Consider the following 16,850-nt stretch of genomic DNA (forward strand, 5'->3'; position numbering starts at 1 on the left):
TTAAGTAACACGTATTGGCGAGATAGAATTTGAAATGAGTATGCGTGATCGGCAAGGAAGAATTGCCACAGAAAACGAACGATTGGTGTTAGATATCGTACACAGAAATCCTGAGATTTCTCGCTCAATCCTTACAAAACACACAGGACTCACGCAACAATCAGTTCATCGCATTGTAGATTCATTAATTTCAAAAAACCTATTGAAAGCAGATAGGGAGACAAAAAGCGGCCCTGGTCAGCCCAGCCTAACCCTTACTCTGATTGATGATGCCGCATTTGCCTTCGGAGTTTCGCTCAACACGGATACCATTCAACTCTCCTTGGTTAACTTGTCTTGCACCCAGATTATTGACACTTATGTCGAACCGACAAACCTGAACAATCGTGACATTGTTATAAAGGGCATAAAATCGAGTATGGAACGATTGGCCGAAGAACACAGTGTGCCGACGAATAAAATTGTCGGCGTAGGTTTTGCGATAACAGGTTATAGACTTGGCGCTCCAGACAAATTTCACACATCTTCTCAACTTTCCGAATGGGCCAATATCCCGCTGCTGCCGGAGCTAACAGGTCATCTTCACGATCATGTTTGGGTTGAAAACAATGCTAATGCAAACGCGATTGCAGAAACGCTTGTCGGTGCAGGACGAACACATGCTTCATTTTCCTATCTATCCTTCAATTATGGCTTTGGTGGAGGTATCATCATAGACGGTCGCCCATTAACCGGCGCGCACATGAATGCAGGTGAATTGGGTACAATTCTAACACCCGACCAGATGACAAGCAGGCCCGCGCTCGGCGAATTATTGATCCGCCTGAAAAATCACGGAATCAACATCAATTCGATACGGGAGTTGGCAGAAAAATTTGATCCTAACATGCCAGGCGTGAGAGAATGGGTGGATGAAGTTACGCCACATTTGAATTTAACAATCCGGGCACTATCCGCCATCACCGACCCCTCAGCTATTGTGTTTGGAGGAGAAGCTCCCCCAGCATTACGCGATATGCTGATCAATGCATCATCCAATCCGTTTGGCGATCATGACCCAACAGTACGTTCACCATCTCGACCTTCACTTATCAAGTCAGATATCGATGGTGACGCAGCCTCTTTTGGTGCAGCACTACTACCCATCAAGCAGCAAATACTACTCTAGTAAAACTAAGTATGCGATTCCTCCAATGTCCGCTTTGGGCCGAGGCTGTGTGGAAACGGGTGAATGTGATATATTTTGTTTCGTTAATAAGAGGTATTGGATGAAGCGTTTCATTGAGGGTGATGATCGAGAACAAGGCCTTTTATTTCCTAACCATCTTGAAGATTTTATTGGTGAAGATAATCCCGTTCGCGCTGTTGATGCTTTTTAGATGGCCTTGATCTAGCGGCAATGGGTTTCAAAGGTGCTGCTCATACGGGTCGACCCGGATATCATCCTTCTGTTTTATTGAAGATCTATGTTTATGACTATTTGAACCGTATCCACTCAAGTCGCAGACTGGAGCGCGAAGCTGGTCGCAATATTGAACTGATCTGGCTAACAGGTCGTCTTGTTCCTGACTTTAAAACGATAGCCGACTTTCGGCGGGACAATAGCAAGGCGATCCAGCAGACCTGCTGCCAGTTTGTATGCTGTGTCGTCAGATAGGTTTATTGGATGGTGCTCTGAACGGTGAGCTTGTTGCCATTGATGGTTCAAAGTTCAAAGCTGATAATAATCGTGACAAGGACTTCACGCCTGCCAAGTTACAGCGGCGAATGGATGATATCAAAGCTAGCATTACAGGCTATCTAAATAAGCTTGATGCTGCTGATAGGAATGAGCCAGCTCTCCCATCAGCTAAGATTGAACAACTTCAGGAAAGAATGCCACGCTTCGTGAATACATGACTGAACTTCAGGCGATTGGCATCCAACTGGAACAATCACCTGACAAACAGGTCTCAACCACTGATACTGATGCGCGTTCCATGCGGCATCGTGGTACTGGTATCGTTGGGTATAATATTCAAACCGCTGTTGATAGCAAACACCATATCAAACAGGATTTTATCTACAACGCTAAAACAGACACCTATACATGCCCCGCAGGACAGGTCCTGACCAAAGGTGCTCACCGCTCTGATCGCAGGGGCAATGTCAATTTCTACAGGCACCTGACAGCCTGTTCAAACTGCCATCTAAAATCACGCTGCACACCGGAGAAAATACGTTGCATCAGACGTTGGGATCATGAAGCCATAATGGATGATGTGGAACACAGATTGGAAGACAAGCCAGATGCAATGCGCATTCGGCGGTCAACAGTTGAGTATGTTTTTGGAACACTGAAAACATGGATGGGACATAGCCACTTTCTGACCCGAACTCGCAAGAATGTCGCCACAAAAACAAGCCTGCACGTGCTTGCCTATGACTTCAAACGCGTCCTCAATATCATCGCCCTACAAAACCTGACCGCTGCAATCAAAGCTGCGTGATATTCGGCACATATCTGCGAAAACAGCCAGAACAAGCGTCAAAAACCAATAGAGAACCATAATAAAACCAGTATATGCTTTTCTATAGCCTATCCCAAAAATTACAGCTCAAACGGCCTATTCAAACCAGTACCAACAAAACTAATACGTTTCCACACAGCCTCGGCCCTAAGCCGCCACTAAATTGATATGAATGAGGGGGTAAGCCTTATTCCAAAGTAAGAATAGGTGTATTAGAAATATTTGGAGATTAACGGGAAAGTGCTAACTCTTTTTGATTCTTCTATATTTAGCAAAAGTCTTTCATCCAGTTCAGACTATCATCGGTCGGTCCTGTTTGTTTGTATTCGGCACCGATAGGTTTGTTCCATTCAAGTTTTTCTATAGTAGCAAATATTTCACGGTAATTGAGTTCACCATGGTCGGGTGTGCCGCGATCAGGCACAGATGCAAATTGGATATGACCAATGTGTGGAAGGAGGTTTTCTAACCTCGTTGTTATGTCACCTTCTGTCCGGCCCACATGGTAGCAATCAAACATCAGCTTTAAGTTCGGCGCTGCCACTTCTGCGATAATATCATAAGCTTGGTCCGTTGTTTGGAGAAAATAATCTGGTGCATCATGTCGGTTAAGAGGTTCGATGAGTATAGTTCTCGCAGTTTTTTCAGCTGCGTAATGTAAATTGGCCACAAATGTTGTTTTAGCGCTTGCACCGTCTGCAAAGCCTGCCATGACATGAATGGCTTGCGCGTCAATGAGATCAGCATATTCAACGGCCTGGTCAATAGCTGTTCTTGCATCCGTTACTCTGTCCGGCAAAGCAGTTAAACCGTTTTGTCCCGCTTCGCCGCGATGTGTGTTCAAGCCGAGCATTGGCAGGCCTGTTTCCTCAAGCGCTTTGCGCACAAGTTCTGGCTGCGTATCGTAGGGCCAATGACATTCAACGGCTGAGAATCCCGCAGATTTAGCGGCCCTTATTGCATCTGGTAGAGTTCTATCAGTCCAAAGGAAGCCCAAATTTGCAGAAAACTGTATCAATCATCCCACTCCACATTAAAGCCATCAACTATATTTCGAACATCAGTTTGACTAAGTCTATTTGGATTAAGACCTTGAGTTAATATCGCAAGTTTTGCGGTCTCTTCTAATTCCTCAATCGCAGTACATGCAGCTTCGATATCTTTGCCAGCGACAACTGGTCCGTGATTTGCAAGCATGACTGCAGATCGTTTGCCTGCAAGTCCGCGAACGGCTTCACCCATAGCCGGATCACCGGGTAGAAAAAAAGGAAGTAATTTAACCTTACCAAGTTTCATAATTCCATAAGGTGTCAATGGAGGTAGGAAATTGTCTTCGTCCGCACCCGGTAACAGTGACAAAGCAACAGAATGACATGAATGCAGATGAACAACTGCACCAGCGGTGCTGCGTGTATCATAGAATGCAGAATGTAATGGCATTTCTTTTGTTGGTTTATCACCACCGATATGCCTGCCGCTCGCATCGAATGTACTCAGTTTTCCCGGGTCAAGGCGCCCGAACGATGTACCCGTTGGGCTAACAAGCAATCCTCCATCATCCAACCGTGCGGATATATTTCCTGTTGAACCATGTGTAAAACCTCTATCAAAAAGAGATTTCGCCAATATACATATCTTTTCCCGAAGCTGGTTTTCTGTCATTTTGATAAGACCTTGTCGGCTTTGTTAAAAAAATCTTCCGACCCAAAATTTCCGGACTTAAGCGCAAGAACGAGATCAGAATTTGCGCGCAAAGCTGGAACACCTGCGGCAATCTCTGGGCCTATTTCCAACTGCGAGATGTTTAATGCCTCGACAACAGCGCCAGATGTCTCACCGCCTGCTGTGATGATGCGCGTAACCCCATTGGCAACCAAACCACAAGCCAAATCTGCAAAGAAACATTCCAAAGCTTCTGAAGAGCGTTTAAGGCCATATTTTGCTTGAACAGCTTTGACATCATCAGGGTCAGCGGAGCTATATACTAAAGGCAAACCATCTTGCTCAATTATCCATTTTATTACATCATCTAACTTCAGGTTTTTATTGATTACATCAGCGGCATTAATCTCGTATATGGGCGCAACCTTTTTATGAGCTGCAATTTGCCGTCGTGTCATAATCGAGCATGAACCTGATAATGCGGCGGCCTTGCCAGTTTGCCCTGTCCATTTGGTCTGGCCAGCGGTGCATCCAAAGTTGGCGGGAAGCCCTAAAGCAACACCAGAACCGCCAGTAATAAACGGCAGATCAGCAGCGGCTTGACCAATGGCATTTAGATCTGCATCAGCAATAGCGTCAACAACAACAAGACGTTGGCCGTTTTTGTGTGCTGCGTCCAGTGCATTTTTAATTGCGTCTGCCCCATTGTGCACAGCTGCAATACTCACATGTCCCACTTGATGTTTTGTTTGGTAAGAAAGCCAACGGCGAACATCTGAATCGATCATTGGTGTGAGCGGATGATTTTGCATCCCAGATTCATTAAGCAATGTGTCATTTACAAATAAATGACCTTGATAAATTGATCGCCCTGCACCAGGAAATGCTGGGCATACGATGACTTTATGCGCATCCAATGCACCTGCAATTGCATCCGCGACGGGGCCAATATTACCATCTTTAGTGGAATCAAATGTAGAGCAATATTTGAAAAAAAATTGAGTGCAACCTTGCGCTTTCAACCATTCAAGGGCTTCAAGAGATTGCGCAACGGCATCTTCTGACGCAATCGAGCGAGATTTGAGTGAAACCACACCTGCTTCAACCCAATCTTGTGCATTTACATTTGGAATACCAGAATACTGAACTGTCCGCATACCACCTTTTGCCAGAGTATTTGCTAGATCACTTGAACCTGTAAAGTCATCTCCAATGCAGCCAAGCTTCATGCTTTGTCTCCAGGTAATTTTAAGCCCACATTTCGAGCATAAACCTTTGCAATTGAAGCATCATCTTCTTTGCCTAATCCCATGCCGACAGCGACCATATATTGTTGTAATGCTGCCGAAGTTATGGGTGCGCTAAACCCTACCGATTTTGCAACATCTAGAACAATGCCGAGGTCTTTTGGCCAAATATTAATCTGGCTAAGCGGAGTGTAGTCACCATTCGCAATATGTGGTGCACGATTTTCAAGCATCCAACTCGTGCCAGCGCATTGAGAGATAACATCAACAAATTTTTCCGGCGTGACGCCTTGGGTCATGCCAAAAGTTAAAGCCTCTGCCATGGTTGCAATGTGCACACCCGCAAGTAGCTGATTAACCGCTTTCATGGCCGAGCCAGCGCCCGCAGCATCACCCAATTCAAATACAGTTGCGGAGATCGCATCTAACACAGGTTTTGCTGATGTAAATGCTGAAGGCGACCCTGATGCCATAATGGACAGTTCTCCACTAGCAGCCTTTGCCGCCCCACCTGAAATAGGAGCATCTAGATATAAAACGTCATGATTTGCGCAGCGGTTTTCCATGTCTTTTGCAAATTCTGGGGGCACAGTTGCACATGCTAGGACAACAGTGCCTTTTTTTAGGCTTGGTGCAATACCATTTTCACCGAATAGAACAGCCTCGGTTTGCGCAGCATTTAAAACAACCACAAGAACAGCATCAAGTTCCGATAGATGATCATGAACATTTCCAGTTGAGCCACCCTCTGCGCGAAATTGTTCCATCGGTTTATCGGTTATATCTATGCCGAATGTTGTAAATCCCGCATTTAAGCATGATGACGCCATGCCGTAACCCATCGATCCCAAGCCAAAAACGGCAACTGTCTGTTGATCAAGCATTTCTGTCTCCGAATTTTTCTTTTATGACGTGTGCTGCATCTCTTCGTTGACTGTACACACGATATACTTTGTCAGATGATGTGATGAACATTGTTTTTCCATCAGGCCCACCAAAACAAATATTAGATGTTTGCGACGGCAGTAAAATCTTACCAATCAACGCGCCTTCTGGGGATAGACAATGGATACCATCTTGGGCTGATGTCCAGACAAAGCCGCCTTGGTCAACGCGCAATCCATCCGGCACACCGGGAGCAACTACAGCAAAAATACGATCATTTTTAAGGGTACAGTTATCGACATCATACATTCGAATATGATGTGGTAATTCGTAATCAATGCCGGGGAAACTAGCACCCTTTATGGCTCCTGAGTCAGCTATATAGAGACGTTTTTCGTCTGGTGAAAATGCAAGGCCATTTGGTTTTTCAAAATTGGTAGCAACCGCGCGTAGATCACCGGCTGGTGTCACGCAAAAAACATAACATCCACCAATTTCACTATCAGCAGGATACCCTTCAATATCTGAATTTATGCCATATGGCGGATCGGTGAACCAAATGGACCCATCAGATTTTACGACAAGATCATTCGGTGAGTTTAGTTTTTTACCGAGATATGATTCAACGACAACCTGCACATTTGCTAAATCAACATGGTTGTTTCGTCTGATAACGCGTCGCCCGCCGTGTTCGCAAGATACAATATGTCCGTCAATATCTAGGCTATTGCCATTCGCAAACTCATTGTTAGCAAGTGTTGTGCTCACACCGTCAGTTTCCGTCCAGCGCATCATTCGCTTGTTGGGTATATCATTGAAATAGAGTGCGTTCTCAAACCACACAGGACCCTCAGTCCATGCGCACCCGTCCGCTATTACTTCAGGGACAATGGACGTATCGATGAATGTTTCAAATATCGGGTCAACAACTATGTACCGAGGAATATTACTCATTGTGCAGCCCTTTTCGCAATGTTTGGAACAAAAGCATAGCCAAAATTACAAAACCAAAGATCATATTGCGCCATGCATCACTGATCTGCATTACTGATAAAATTGACGTTAACAATGTAATAAAAAGTACTCCACCAATGGTGCCAAATAACGAACCACGGCCGCCCAAGATTGATGTGCCACCGACAACCACAGCTGCAATGGTGGGCAATAAAAACGGGTCGCCCATTGATTGGTACGCTTGATTTGCATAACCAGCCAGCAAAACTCCGCCAAGAGCGGAACACATACCTGCAATGGCAAATGCAACGAAAATGACCGAGGGTGTAGAGACACCAGACAGGAACGTTGCTTTTTCATTATATCCGATAGAACGCAGGTATCGACCAAAAGGTGTGCGCAACAAGAAAAAGGCTAAACAGGCTGCAATTGCCATCCACAAAAGAAAACCCAATGGAATACTAAACAGGTTGCCAGAAGCCATGCCGACCATGAGGGGGCTTGCTTCACCTTTAGGATTAAATCCACCCGTGTTGAGCACTGCTAAACCGAGTAAAATAGAATTTACAGCCAATGTCCAAACCATAGATGGGATGCGCAATATGGCAACTCCAACACCGTTTATGATGCCGATAAAGGCACCGAACAGGAGAGCAGCAGGTATAGCTATCGCGCTTAATATGGGGTCGCCTGATCCGACTAAGGCTGTCGAGATAATTGCGGCACCTGTTAGAACCCAAGGCACCGATAAATCAATATGTCCAAGTAAAATAACAATGGTTGCGCCTGTTGCAAGAAGACCCAAGAACGCAGCGATTTGAAGCTGTTGTAGTAGGTAATCTGCGGACAAAATTTGCGGGAAAAATAGACTTCCAGCCATGATCAATGCAATGCAGCCAAAATATGGCATGAGACTGTCTAGTGTAATTGCCTTTGTCATCTTCCAAAGATCTCCAAACGATTGCGTACACGCAAAACATCCGCTCCACCAATGGCAATTGCGGCAGCTAAGATCATGCCCTCAAATAACGGTTGCGCTAGCGAAGGGATGCCGGAGAAGAACATAAGTGACGCAATCGTCTTGAGAATAAATGCACCTGCAAGCGCGCCAATTAACGACCCAACACCACCCCTAAGCAGCACGCCGCCAAGCACAACTGCAGCAATCGAGTTTAATGTGAAATTGGCTGCAATACCTGCGTCTCCTGTTGTGGTTACAAAGCTGTAGAATAAGCCTGCAAGTCCTCCAAATAATCCAGCAAGGACAAAGGCTAAAATGCGGACAGTTTTTGTATTAATCCCAGATTGGAAAGCTGCTTGCTCGGATGAACCAAGCGCATACAGCCCTAATCCGAGGCCAGTTCGGCGGAAGGGTAACCAAAACCCAAAAACTAGAATGGCAGTAATAATCAGTGCGGTTGGTATTCCAAACACGTCTAAAGTTATAGCGTCGGCCAAATCATAGTTTATGGCCCCGCCAGGTGTTGGGCGCAATAATAAAGCTAAACCGACGAAAATCGAGGCCGTTGCTAGGGTAACCACAATTGGCTGTATTCGCCCATAAACAATCAACAATCCGTTGAGCAAACCACATGCAGCACCTGCCGCAAGAACGGCCATGATCCCGAATGAAATGTCCAATGCGGAACCTTCCAGAAGGTGCGATGCAAGCGTGTTTGTCAACGCCATAACCGCACCCACGGATAGATCTATTCCACGAACAACAACGGCAAAAAACTGAGCAATTGCCGCAAGACCCAAAATCGTGGCTTGGTTTGCCCAAATTGTAATAACATAGGTTGAGGGGCCACGTGGGTGGGTTCCAAGATATGTCGCCAGAAGAACGATGAGCACAAATGCTGCAATCATTTCTCTGCGATTACTACGCATATAATCAAGCATGTTGTTCCCCCGTTTTGTTCACCGTGGAAAGAGTTGAAATGTTCATCGATGCTGCGATAATATTCTGTGCCGTCATTTCAGAACCCTTAAGTGAGGCAACAATATTTCCTTCATAGAAAATATGGGTCTCATCACACAGATGAATGAGCTCTTCATAATCTGTGCTGAGTAGAATAATTGCTGTTCCTTCATCGGCTAATTTACGAAGAATTGCATATATCTGCGTTTTTGTTTTCACATCTATACCCCGCGTAGGGTCCGATAGAAGTAGGCATTTAGGTTTTAGTGCCAACCATTTCGCCAGAACAACTTTTTGCTGATTGCCGCCAGAAAGCGAGGAAACTGGCTGATCAAGCCCACCATGTTTTAGCTCCAACTGATCCAATGAAGCCTGATACAATGTCGGATCAGTTGCATCTAGTTCTGCAATACCCTGAGCAGCGAGTTCGAGGTTCTCCGCAATTGTTTGATCTTGTATAAGTCCTTCAGTTTTCCGGTCTTCGGGTATCAGTGCGAGGCCTATATCAGGATGTTTGGCATTTTTGGGACTGTTGATATCAACTTTTTTGCCTGCAACAAGTACCTTCCCTTTCGTATGTTTTAACAACCCAAACAAGCCAAGTAACAATGTGTTTTGTCCTTGTCCGTCGAGGCCGCCCAATCCAACAATTTGCCCTTGCTTTACATTTAAAGAAATGGATTTTAATTCATTACCCCAGCTAAACTCATTTATCTGCATCATCGTTGGTGCAGCTTGAATAGGCAGCGGTTTCGGTGGAAACAGTTCATCAATTTTTTGCCCCACCATCATATCGATAATTTCACCGTAGTTATGTCGGCCTTGTGAAAATGTCTCAACACATTGGCCATTGCGAAACACTGAGATACGATCTGCCAAAGCTTCGATTTCATGAAATCGATGAGAGATGAATAAGATGCTCGTCCCATTATCACGTTCTTCGCGCACACGTTTAAAGACTTTTTCAACCACACCTGAATTGAGCGCAGATGTTGCTTCATCGAGGATTAAAAGCCGCGGGCGCATCATGATAGCTTTAGCAATTTCTACTTGTTGACGAGCAGGCAAGGTTAAATCTGCCACGCGGGTCGAGAAATGGATGTTCTCTCCATCAATCTGATCCAATGCTTCACGGGCTACGGTCAGTGAATTAGAGTTGAGCCAGCCAAGGCCACTGCCACGTGCACTTAGCAGAAGATTTTCTTGAACAGTTAAATCAGGAACAAGAGATAGTTCTTGAAACATGCACACAAGGCCGGTTTCACGAGCCATTTTGGGCGATTTCAGATCAATCTTTTTACCCTCAAGGAAGATTTCTCCTTCTGTAGGTTTAAAAATACCCGATATGAGTTTCATAAGCGTGGATTTGCCTGCGCCATTTTCTCCCAATACCGCGTGAATTTCACCGGAACGACAAGAAAAATTGACATTATTAAGCGCTTTAGTGGCGCCGAAATGCTTTGAGATACCGCGCATCTCAAGAAAATGTTGTGCAGAGGTCATGGCTTTAATAAATAGGTCGACGATCTTGTGATCGTCGACCTCCAAATGTTCTTAGTTATTATCGGGTGTTTGAGCAAGAAGCTCATCTGGAGTGAATGGCGCAAAGCATTCCGCATAACCTGTACCTGTATTGAAAGACTTTGGCAGGTCAGGGAAGTAGTTTTCGCCAGATTTCAGATCAGCCGATTTAACTTGCGGAATCGGAAGAAAAATTGTTTGCGGTAGCTCTTGGCCTTGTAAGAGTTCTACAGCAGCTTCCAATGCGATTGCCGACATGGCAGGTGCTTGGCTTGCAGAAATACCGGGAATACTTAACTCGCTCATCAACATCCGAACTCCATTTTCGCCATCTACGCCCATCGGCACAATTGGGTGGCCAGCAGCTTGCATCGCATTAATCGTACCGGCGGAACCGTGCTGGGAAACAACTGCATCAAATGTGCCGTGTGTAGCAAGTGCATCTGCGACTACTTTTTGGCTTGTACCTGTGTCCCAATTACCAACAACTTCCACAATTTCAAGTCCATCAACTTTTTCAAAGACACTCATCATACCTAAGCGGCGATCGCGATCTGTTGAATTGCCAGGCAAGCCATTGACCATCAAAATTTTGCTTGCTTTGCCGCCAAGTTCGTCCATCACTGACTGTGCTTTAAGCGTGCCCAATGCCAACTGACTTTCGTTCACTTGTACGATTTTATCTGTATCTAGAACGTTATCAAATGGCACCAGAATTGTGCCTGCACGTTGAGCACGACGGATCACAGGTTCAAATGCAGTTGGATTTACGGCAATAAAGGTAATCGCGTCGTAACCAGCAGCAATAAAGTTGTCGATCGCTGCAATTTGGGCTGCGCTATCATTACCAACAGACACGACAGTGAATTCTTCAATTTTGTCTTTATTGTCTGCGCGGTTCGCCCATGCTTTGGCAGATTGGATGGCCTGAATGCGCCAATCATTACCTGCGAAACCATTCACAAAAGCTATTTTATATGGACCTTCTTTTGCATCATATGAAATTGTTGATGTCTCAGGCGCTGGTGCGAAGCATTCCGCCCGGTGGGTTTCAGCTGAAGCCGGCGCAGTTACTGCAAAACTAGCGAGTAGCACGGTAGATGCGAGTAGTATTTTTTTCATGGTATCCTCCCAGTGGATTAAACGTTTGTGTTTTGGTCAACCTCAGAATGTTAGTGCAAACATATTGAAGTCAGATAGATATGTTTACGCTAACATATTTGTTGCAAAATATATGTTTGTGCAAACATATGTCAAGGTGCTATAAGAATTTTATCAAAACATGCAAAAATATGAGCGGCCTAATTTTGGATAAAAGCAATAAAAATCAACATACTCCCCCCCCAACAATGCACGATGTTGCAAAAGTCGCAGGCGTCAGCCAGATGACGGTTTCACGTGTTATGCGAGGATCTGGCTATATTTCAGCAGATGTGTTGTCTAGAGTCGAAGACGCTGCAAAAAGCATTGGCTATGTACATAACCGTCTTGCGGGTGGAATGGCTAAATATGACAACCCACTCGTCGGAGTGGTTGTTCCTACTCTGCAAAACCGTGTTTTTACAGAAGTTTTATCGGGAATCAGTAATACTCTTGACAAAAATAACTTACGCCCTGTTTTTGGTGTATCTGAATATTCATTGAAACGAGAAGAAAAAATTGTATATGATTTATTATCTTGGCGACCGCAGGGTCTTATATTAGCGGGTCTCGAACATACAGATGGTTTGCGGCGGATTATTGAACAAACTGGCGTGCGAACTGCAGAAATTATGGATGTAGATGGCCCCACTCTCTCAGGTAGTTTTGGGATTTCGCAAAGGGAAGCCGGCGTGAACATGGCTGCACACCTTTTTTCAAAAGGTTATAGGCAGTTTGGGTATATTGCCGGATTGCATGGCTCTGATTTCAGGGCCGAAAAACGTTTCAATTCATTCAAAACATATATTCTAGATAATGGCGGAACGATTACTCAAACTCGAATATCCGATAAAGCTTTGTCCATGCAAGATGGTCGCTCTCTAACAGCTGAAATATTGGCACAAACACAAGCACCGGAGGCAATTTACTATTCAAACGATGACCTCGCAGCGGGTGGGTTAATGCACTGTCTTGCAAACGGATTATCTGTTCCCAACGATGTGGCGCTCGCTGGATTCAACGGTCTAAATTTTTTAGAAGCTCTTCCTTTGCAGATCACAACAACCAAAACTCCGCGATATGATATCGGCGTCGAAGCCGCTAATTGGATAGCTAACAAACAATCCAATAAAAATGAATTACTACAACACAAATTCGATACTGAACTGATAATCGGCCAAACAACTTAATAGATTGAATCCAAACGGATATTTGTTAGGCGACAGGTCTACAATTGGCACGAGGTTGAAGATTTTACGGCATGAGACAACTTCCGATTTTGAACGTAGTGCAGTCATGCATCAGCTCAATCTTCGCGTATGAAGTTGGCCCTGTTCGGAAGTTAACTCCCCAACAAACAAGCGACTATTTCTAACTATGAGCCGCAAGTGATGAGACGAAAGAACGAACGTACAAAACCAAAAACAAGCCGCATAATTAAACAAAACAGGTGGACCCAATACCCCTCTAACTAATCAGACAGCTAGTCTCAAATCATATGATGACGGACAATTAGCTGATTTAATTAATGTATTTCATACTATGTTAGCACTAAGCTAGCTTCTGAATCGGACTCGAGGAAACATTATCTTGCGCATGCCTGCTGCTGAACTCATGATCGAATAATCTATTGTGCTATTTAATAGGTATAATGATCTCATCGGTCTCACCTTCCGAACACGGTAATATTTCAACTCTCAATGTTGCAACTGATACAGCTTTAAGTGCCGGAACGCACCCACTCTCCATTTTCCAAATTAACTCAGATGTTTGTTCGAGTAATTGAAGCTTATATATTGAACCCGTGCCATAGACAGAATCTGTAGAAACATAGACTTCATTCGGATCATCACTCCAGATTATGCTACTCGCGGAGGCCGCCCAATTGTCGCCCTGCCAAACCCTATTCGTTAAAGAATATTCTCCCTGAAAAGGAGCACTCATCTTCACCAACATAACGGCAATGTTTGTTCCCAGCGCATCATCACAATATATGTCAACAGCAAACGGGCCATTGGGCTGCATGTGTCGACCCTGAGGACAATTAAATGCATCGCTCATGTCAATTATGTTCTGGTCCGATGCATGAGCGGTATTACCCACCAAAACAATAAAAGCTATAAGGAGATATAGGCAGAATATCAATGTATCTCGTTGTGACTGCGCTGCCATAAATCTATTCATAACTATCTCTCCAATTGCAAAATCATCTTGCGACGATCGCCCACTCTCCGTCAAACTTACCCCAGAATGTACCGGTATTCCAAGACAGTGTTCCACCATTCATTTCTGTCGTAACCTGAAATGGCGCACCGTCATCAGAGCTTAATACTTGGTATATCAGGCCATCCATGATTGGCTTAGCACTTAGCTTTTGAGACAAAAACGCATTTTTATCCGATAATAATTCTAACATGTGCTCTTTTACGCTTTCAATAGGAGCACCCTGCCGTTTGAAATTACGCAACATCGGAGCATGGACAGCCATTGCATATTCCATGTCACCATTTTTTACAGCTGTTTGGAACGCTTTTACCGCTTCCATCAAGCCAACATCATTTTCTGTTTGGGCATGGATGTATTCAGAAACAACAGGAGTATCATTAGTAAAAGTCAATTCCTTCACCTCAGACTTTCCCAAGGAAATTTCTTGCAATATCTTAGTTTCGAACTCACCTCTACACCCTTTTTCTAAGGAGAATGTGGAAGGATTTCCGCCTGCGTCGCCGCGATATTCGATTGTTACAGTGTTCTCACCTTCGACCAACCAGTCCAGCAATGGATATTGACCTACATCGCCTTCATCACCGTAATGAACGACGGCGCCGTTATGTAACATTGCAAACCCGCCCTCGGAGATCTCATACTTAACTGCATGGATAACATCACATGCACTTGCTGTTCCCGTTAACATCGCTAGAGCCACTCCACAAATTGTTAATTGATATTTCTTCATGACCTTTATCCTTCTTAAATTTCACCTTGGCAATAACTCGCCGATTTCAGAAAATAGGAAGGTTGTTTGTCAGAGTGACATCGGAAAATGTATCATATGTAACGAGTGTACTAACCAGTGTTACATCGGTGCTCAAATTAGATACAACTGATACATATCAGCACCTCATTACCAATCATATTGATACAAAACTCATCTAGTATCTCATTGAAGAATGGAACAAGGGCCATCAGCAATGAAAAACAACAGCCAAACACATTCAAAGTGGCGCAGACCAAGCTTTTTGAACTTAAGACCCTTGGGTGTTTGTGGTTTTTTACTGTTACTGGCAGGTTGCGAAAGCCCTCGCCCCGCATATCACTATGAAAAGATCAGCATAGCCAATCAGATTTTTTCTCTGTCTATAATATTTCAAACCGCAAGCAATAGGGAAATTCGTGGCGCCATTGAAAGCAGTGCGATTGAAGGAACAAAACTTTCAGGTTCTGGTCAAACTATAGAATTTAGATTCCATCCCTGGACACGAGACACTCCGACACCAAACGAAGTACGTATTTATGATGTGACAATTTCCGGGCCTAAGAATCTCTGGTCATTAAGGCCTATCAACAATGTAGGAGCCAATTGCGTCACGTTTACACTCAAGACCACTGAGAATAACTCCGAAGCCTACCAAATTCAAAAGATGTACCTACCTATATCGATGAGAGAGAACGTACAATTTTCCTTCAAGATAGACTTAACCACATCAGATGATGTTAAAACCCTCAACTTCCATCAAAAAACGGGGGTTTGGCCAACGGAAGGGTTTGCTTACCATTGGCGAAACTTCATTGGAATTTTTGGATTAAAATAGATGTCATCGCTTCAAAAAAAAGCCCAACAAGAGCAAAGCAATCTCCAACATGCGTTCGGATTTTCTATTGACGAACTCTTAAAAAACAAAGCTGGAAATATCTCGCAAGCGCAGCAACTACGACTAAAAAAATACATTAGGATCAAACGCACCGGCGGTCACGCAGCATCTGTTACATTCGGATTAATCGCAACAGGGTTTTCAGCCTTTGCCGCACTTAGCAACGTACAAGGCCTGGAACAGGCTCGTCCTTTTTTACTTGGATTCTCAGGATTCTTACTCCTTATTTTCAGCATAGTATTCTTATACTCAACATCTTTAAGACAACACCAAAAAAAGGTTACGGTTACGACACTAGAAGGGCCTGTTAAAACATGGTCAAAAGATATCAAAAATCGCTATCAGGTCGTCTTTGCAACAGCATATTATTATCAGTTTTACCGACGTGTATTTCAATTTGAATCAGAAGAACAATTTAGGGCAATTGAGATGGGTACATCATATAGGTTTTGTGTGATTAAGAATGGCCGTGTTCCGATTATTCTGTCTGTCGAAGTTCTGAAAGCTTAATACCAGCCCTGCAAATATGCCTGAACGATACAATTGAAACATATCGTGGCATCTTTCTGTTACATCGCACCGTTATTTTCTACTCATGGAAAGCATAGTGTTTTCCTCAATCAAAGGAGAGAAACGTGAAAATTTCAAAAATCATATCAACATCTGCAGCTCTAGTATTTGCTGCAACGGTATCAATAACAACAAGCTCGATAGCAAATGCGGATACATCGCGAATTAAGGCAAAGACTGTAATGAATGCGAAAATTGCTAAGAAGCGTGCACCTGTTCCGGCAGGCTTTGCAAACATGAAGGCAAGCAATAATAATACCGCCGCAATTCGTGATAACGTAGCGCATGCGTGGACTGCCGGTTGCTATGCCGAGTTTGGACCAAATGCTAAGTGGCCTGACGATGCGCTGTTGCAAAAATGTCTTGATACGTAAGCCACATTTTATGCTACTACCCAACCCGAACGCGGGAGCCGCTGTTTACTCAGTGGCTCCCGTTTTTACGTGCGAGGACTATTATATATACCCCACCATAGCCTTAGTAAGCGATACTGGTTTTAGAAATGGTAGGAGGAACCCTTGTTATAGGTAAGGAATAGAAAACCCGCATCTAAGTGATAAATACGGGT

16 protein-coding genes and 1 pseudogene are annotated in these 16,850 nt (G+C 44.2%); 6 read left to right on the plus strand and 11 right to left on the minus strand.

The genetic code is table 11. The features are described from left to right. Positions 1–40 precede the first annotated feature (40 nt). Together AB2J24_RS17480 and AB2J24_RS17485 are read left to right on the plus strand one after the other, a co-directional pair. On the plus strand, positions 41–1,168 hold the full coding sequence (locus tag AB2J24_RS17480; RefSeq protein ID WP_367386431.1) for an ROK family transcriptional regulator: 1,128 nt from the start codon (positions 41–43) through the stop codon (positions 1,166–1,168). A 100-nt stretch (positions 1,169–1,268) separates the two neighbouring features. Continuing rightward, positions 1,269–2,489, plus strand: a pseudogene (locus AB2J24_RS17485) (transposase). Positions 2,490–2,778: 289 nt separating this feature from the next. On the opposite strand, the gene AB2J24_RS17490 reads toward AB2J24_RS17485, so the two are convergent. The 9 genes from AB2J24_RS17490 to AB2J24_RS17530 are packed head-to-tail and all read right to left on the minus strand — an operon-like array spanning position 2,779 to position 11,822. Further along, complete coding sequence (locus AB2J24_RS17490) at positions 2,779–3,528, minus strand: hydroxypyruvate isomerase family protein (RefSeq protein ID WP_367386432.1); 750 nt, start codon at positions 3,526–3,528, stop codon at positions 2,779–2,781. Next, a complete protein-coding gene (locus AB2J24_RS17495; RefSeq protein WP_367386433.1) occupies positions 3,525–4,172 on the minus strand; it encodes an aldolase in 648 nt (215 codons plus the stop codon). Before AB2J24_RS17495 ends, AB2J24_RS17490 begins: the two co-directional genes overlap by 4 nt. Further along, entirely contained in the window at positions 4,169–5,401 is a 1,233-nt protein-coding gene (gene otnK, locus AB2J24_RS17500; RefSeq protein ID WP_162654817.1) for a 3-oxo-tetronate kinase, read from the minus strand. The genes AB2J24_RS17495 and otnK overlap by 4 nt, the downstream gene beginning before the upstream one ends. Further along, positions 5,398–6,303: an L-threonate dehydrogenase gene (ltnD, locus tag AB2J24_RS17505; protein ID WP_367386434.1), complete on the minus strand. Its 906-nt coding sequence runs from the start codon at positions 6,301–6,303 to the stop codon at positions 5,398–5,400. The genes otnK and ltnD overlap by 4 nt, the downstream gene beginning before the upstream one ends. After that, a complete protein-coding gene (locus AB2J24_RS17510) occupies positions 6,296–7,258 on the minus strand; it encodes an SMP-30/gluconolactonase/LRE family protein (RefSeq protein WP_367386435.1) in 963 nt (320 codons plus the stop codon). The genes ltnD and AB2J24_RS17510 overlap by 8 nt, the downstream gene beginning before the upstream one ends. Beyond that, positions 7,251–8,198 (minus strand): ABC transporter permease, encoded by a 948-nt coding sequence (locus tag AB2J24_RS17515; RefSeq protein ID WP_367386436.1) that lies wholly within the window; start codon positions 8,196–8,198, stop codon positions 7,251–7,253. Before AB2J24_RS17515 ends, AB2J24_RS17510 begins: the two co-directional genes overlap by 8 nt. Next, positions 8,195–9,160, minus strand: a complete 966-nt coding sequence (locus AB2J24_RS17520) for an ABC transporter permease (protein ID WP_367386437.1) — start codon at positions 9,158–9,160, stop codon at positions 8,195–8,197. Before AB2J24_RS17520 ends, AB2J24_RS17515 begins: the two co-directional genes overlap by 4 nt. Next, positions 9,153–10,682 (minus strand): sugar ABC transporter ATP-binding protein, encoded by a 1,530-nt coding sequence (locus tag AB2J24_RS17525; protein WP_367386438.1) that lies wholly within the window; start codon positions 10,680–10,682, stop codon positions 9,153–9,155. The genes AB2J24_RS17520 and AB2J24_RS17525 overlap by 8 nt, the downstream gene beginning before the upstream one ends. Positions 10,683–10,733: 51 nt before the next feature. Continuing rightward, positions 10,734–11,822, minus strand: a complete 1,089-nt coding sequence (locus AB2J24_RS17530) for a sugar ABC transporter substrate-binding protein (RefSeq protein WP_367386439.1) — start codon at positions 11,820–11,822, stop codon at positions 10,734–10,736. A 170-nt stretch (positions 11,823–11,992) separates the two neighbouring features. Between AB2J24_RS17530 and AB2J24_RS17535 the strand changes: the two genes are divergently transcribed. Beyond that, on the plus strand, positions 11,993–13,030 hold the full coding sequence (locus AB2J24_RS17535; RefSeq protein WP_367386440.1) for a LacI family DNA-binding transcriptional regulator: 1,038 nt from the start codon (positions 11,993–11,995) through the stop codon (positions 13,028–13,030). Between the two features lie 445 nt (positions 13,031–13,475). Here AB2J24_RS17535 and AB2J24_RS17540 read toward each other — a convergent pair whose 3' ends face one another. Continuing rightward, entirely contained in the window at positions 13,476–14,024 is a 549-nt protein-coding gene (locus tag AB2J24_RS17540) for a hypothetical protein (RefSeq protein WP_367386441.1), read from the minus strand. Between the two features lie 22 nt (positions 14,025–14,046). After that, positions 14,047–14,796, minus strand: a complete 750-nt coding sequence (locus AB2J24_RS17545; protein ID WP_367386442.1) for a hypothetical protein — start codon at positions 14,794–14,796, stop codon at positions 14,047–14,049. Positions 14,797–15,031: 235 nt separating this feature from the next. Here AB2J24_RS17545 and AB2J24_RS17550 point away from each other — a divergent pair, with 235 nt between their 5' ends. From AB2J24_RS17550 to AB2J24_RS17560, 3 genes are all read left to right on the plus strand, one after another. Further along, positions 15,032–15,652, plus strand: coding sequence for a hypothetical protein (locus AB2J24_RS17550; protein WP_367386443.1), 621 nt, complete (start codon positions 15,032–15,034; stop codon positions 15,650–15,652). After that, positions 15,653–16,222, plus strand: a complete 570-nt coding sequence (locus tag AB2J24_RS17555) for a hypothetical protein (RefSeq protein ID WP_367386444.1) — start codon at positions 15,653–15,655, stop codon at positions 16,220–16,222. It begins immediately after the preceding gene. 125 nt (positions 16,223–16,347) lie between these two features. Then, positions 16,348–16,656, plus strand: a complete 309-nt coding sequence (locus AB2J24_RS17560) for a hypothetical protein (protein ID WP_367386445.1) — start codon at positions 16,348–16,350, stop codon at positions 16,654–16,656. Positions 16,657–16,850: the final 194 nt, after the last annotated feature.

The sequence above is a fragment of the Lentilitoribacter sp. EG35 genome (assembly GCF_040784015.1).
In the GTDB taxonomy this organism is placed as follows: Bacteria; Pseudomonadota; Alphaproteobacteria; order Rhizobiales; family Rhizobiaceae; genus Lentilitoribacter.

Coding starts and splice junctions, on each gene's coding strand:
- ltnD (WP_367386434.1), bottom strand. CDS start 6,303: ATGCTTGATCAACAGACAGTTGCCGTTTTTGGCTTGGGATCGATGGGT.
- AB2J24_RS17520 (WP_367386437.1), bottom strand. CDS start 9,160: ATGCTTGATTATATGCGTAGTAATCGCAGAGAAATGATTGCAGCATTT.
- AB2J24_RS17535 (WP_367386440.1), top strand. CDS start 11,993: ATGAGCGGCCTAATTTTGGATAAAAGCAATAAAAATCAACATACTCCC.
- AB2J24_RS17525 (WP_367386438.1), bottom strand. CDS start 10,682: ATGACCTCTGCACAACATTTTCTTGAGATGCGCGGTATCTCAAAGCAT.
- AB2J24_RS17540 (WP_367386441.1), bottom strand. CDS start 14,024: ATGAATAGATTTATGGCAGCGCAGTCACAACGAGATACATTGATATTC.
- AB2J24_RS17495 (WP_367386433.1), bottom strand. CDS start 4,172: ATGACAGAAAACCAGCTTCGGGAAAAGATATGTATATTGGCGAAATCT.
- AB2J24_RS17550 (WP_367386443.1), top strand. CDS start 15,032: ATGAAAAACAACAGCCAAACACATTCAAAGTGGCGCAGACCAAGCTTT.
- AB2J24_RS17530 (WP_367386439.1), bottom strand. CDS start 11,822: ATGAAAAAAATACTACTCGCATCTACCGTGCTACTCGCTAGTTTTGCA.
- AB2J24_RS17480 (WP_367386431.1), top strand. CDS start 41: ATGCGTGATCGGCAAGGAAGAATTGCCACAGAAAACGAACGATTGGTG.
- otnK (WP_162654817.1), bottom strand. CDS start 5,401: ATGAAGCTTGGCTGCATTGGAGATGACTTTACAGGTTCAAGTGATCTA.
- AB2J24_RS17555 (WP_367386444.1), top strand. CDS start 15,653: ATGTCATCGCTTCAAAAAAAAGCCCAACAAGAGCAAAGCAATCTCCAA.
- AB2J24_RS17510 (WP_367386435.1), bottom strand. CDS start 7,258: ATGAGTAATATTCCTCGGTACATAGTTGTTGACCCGATATTTGAAACA.
- AB2J24_RS17515 (WP_367386436.1), bottom strand. CDS start 8,198: ATGACAAAGGCAATTACACTAGACAGTCTCATGCCATATTTTGGCTGC.
- AB2J24_RS17545 (WP_367386442.1), bottom strand. CDS start 14,796: ATGAAGAAATATCAATTAACAATTTGTGGAGTGGCTCTAGCGATGTTA.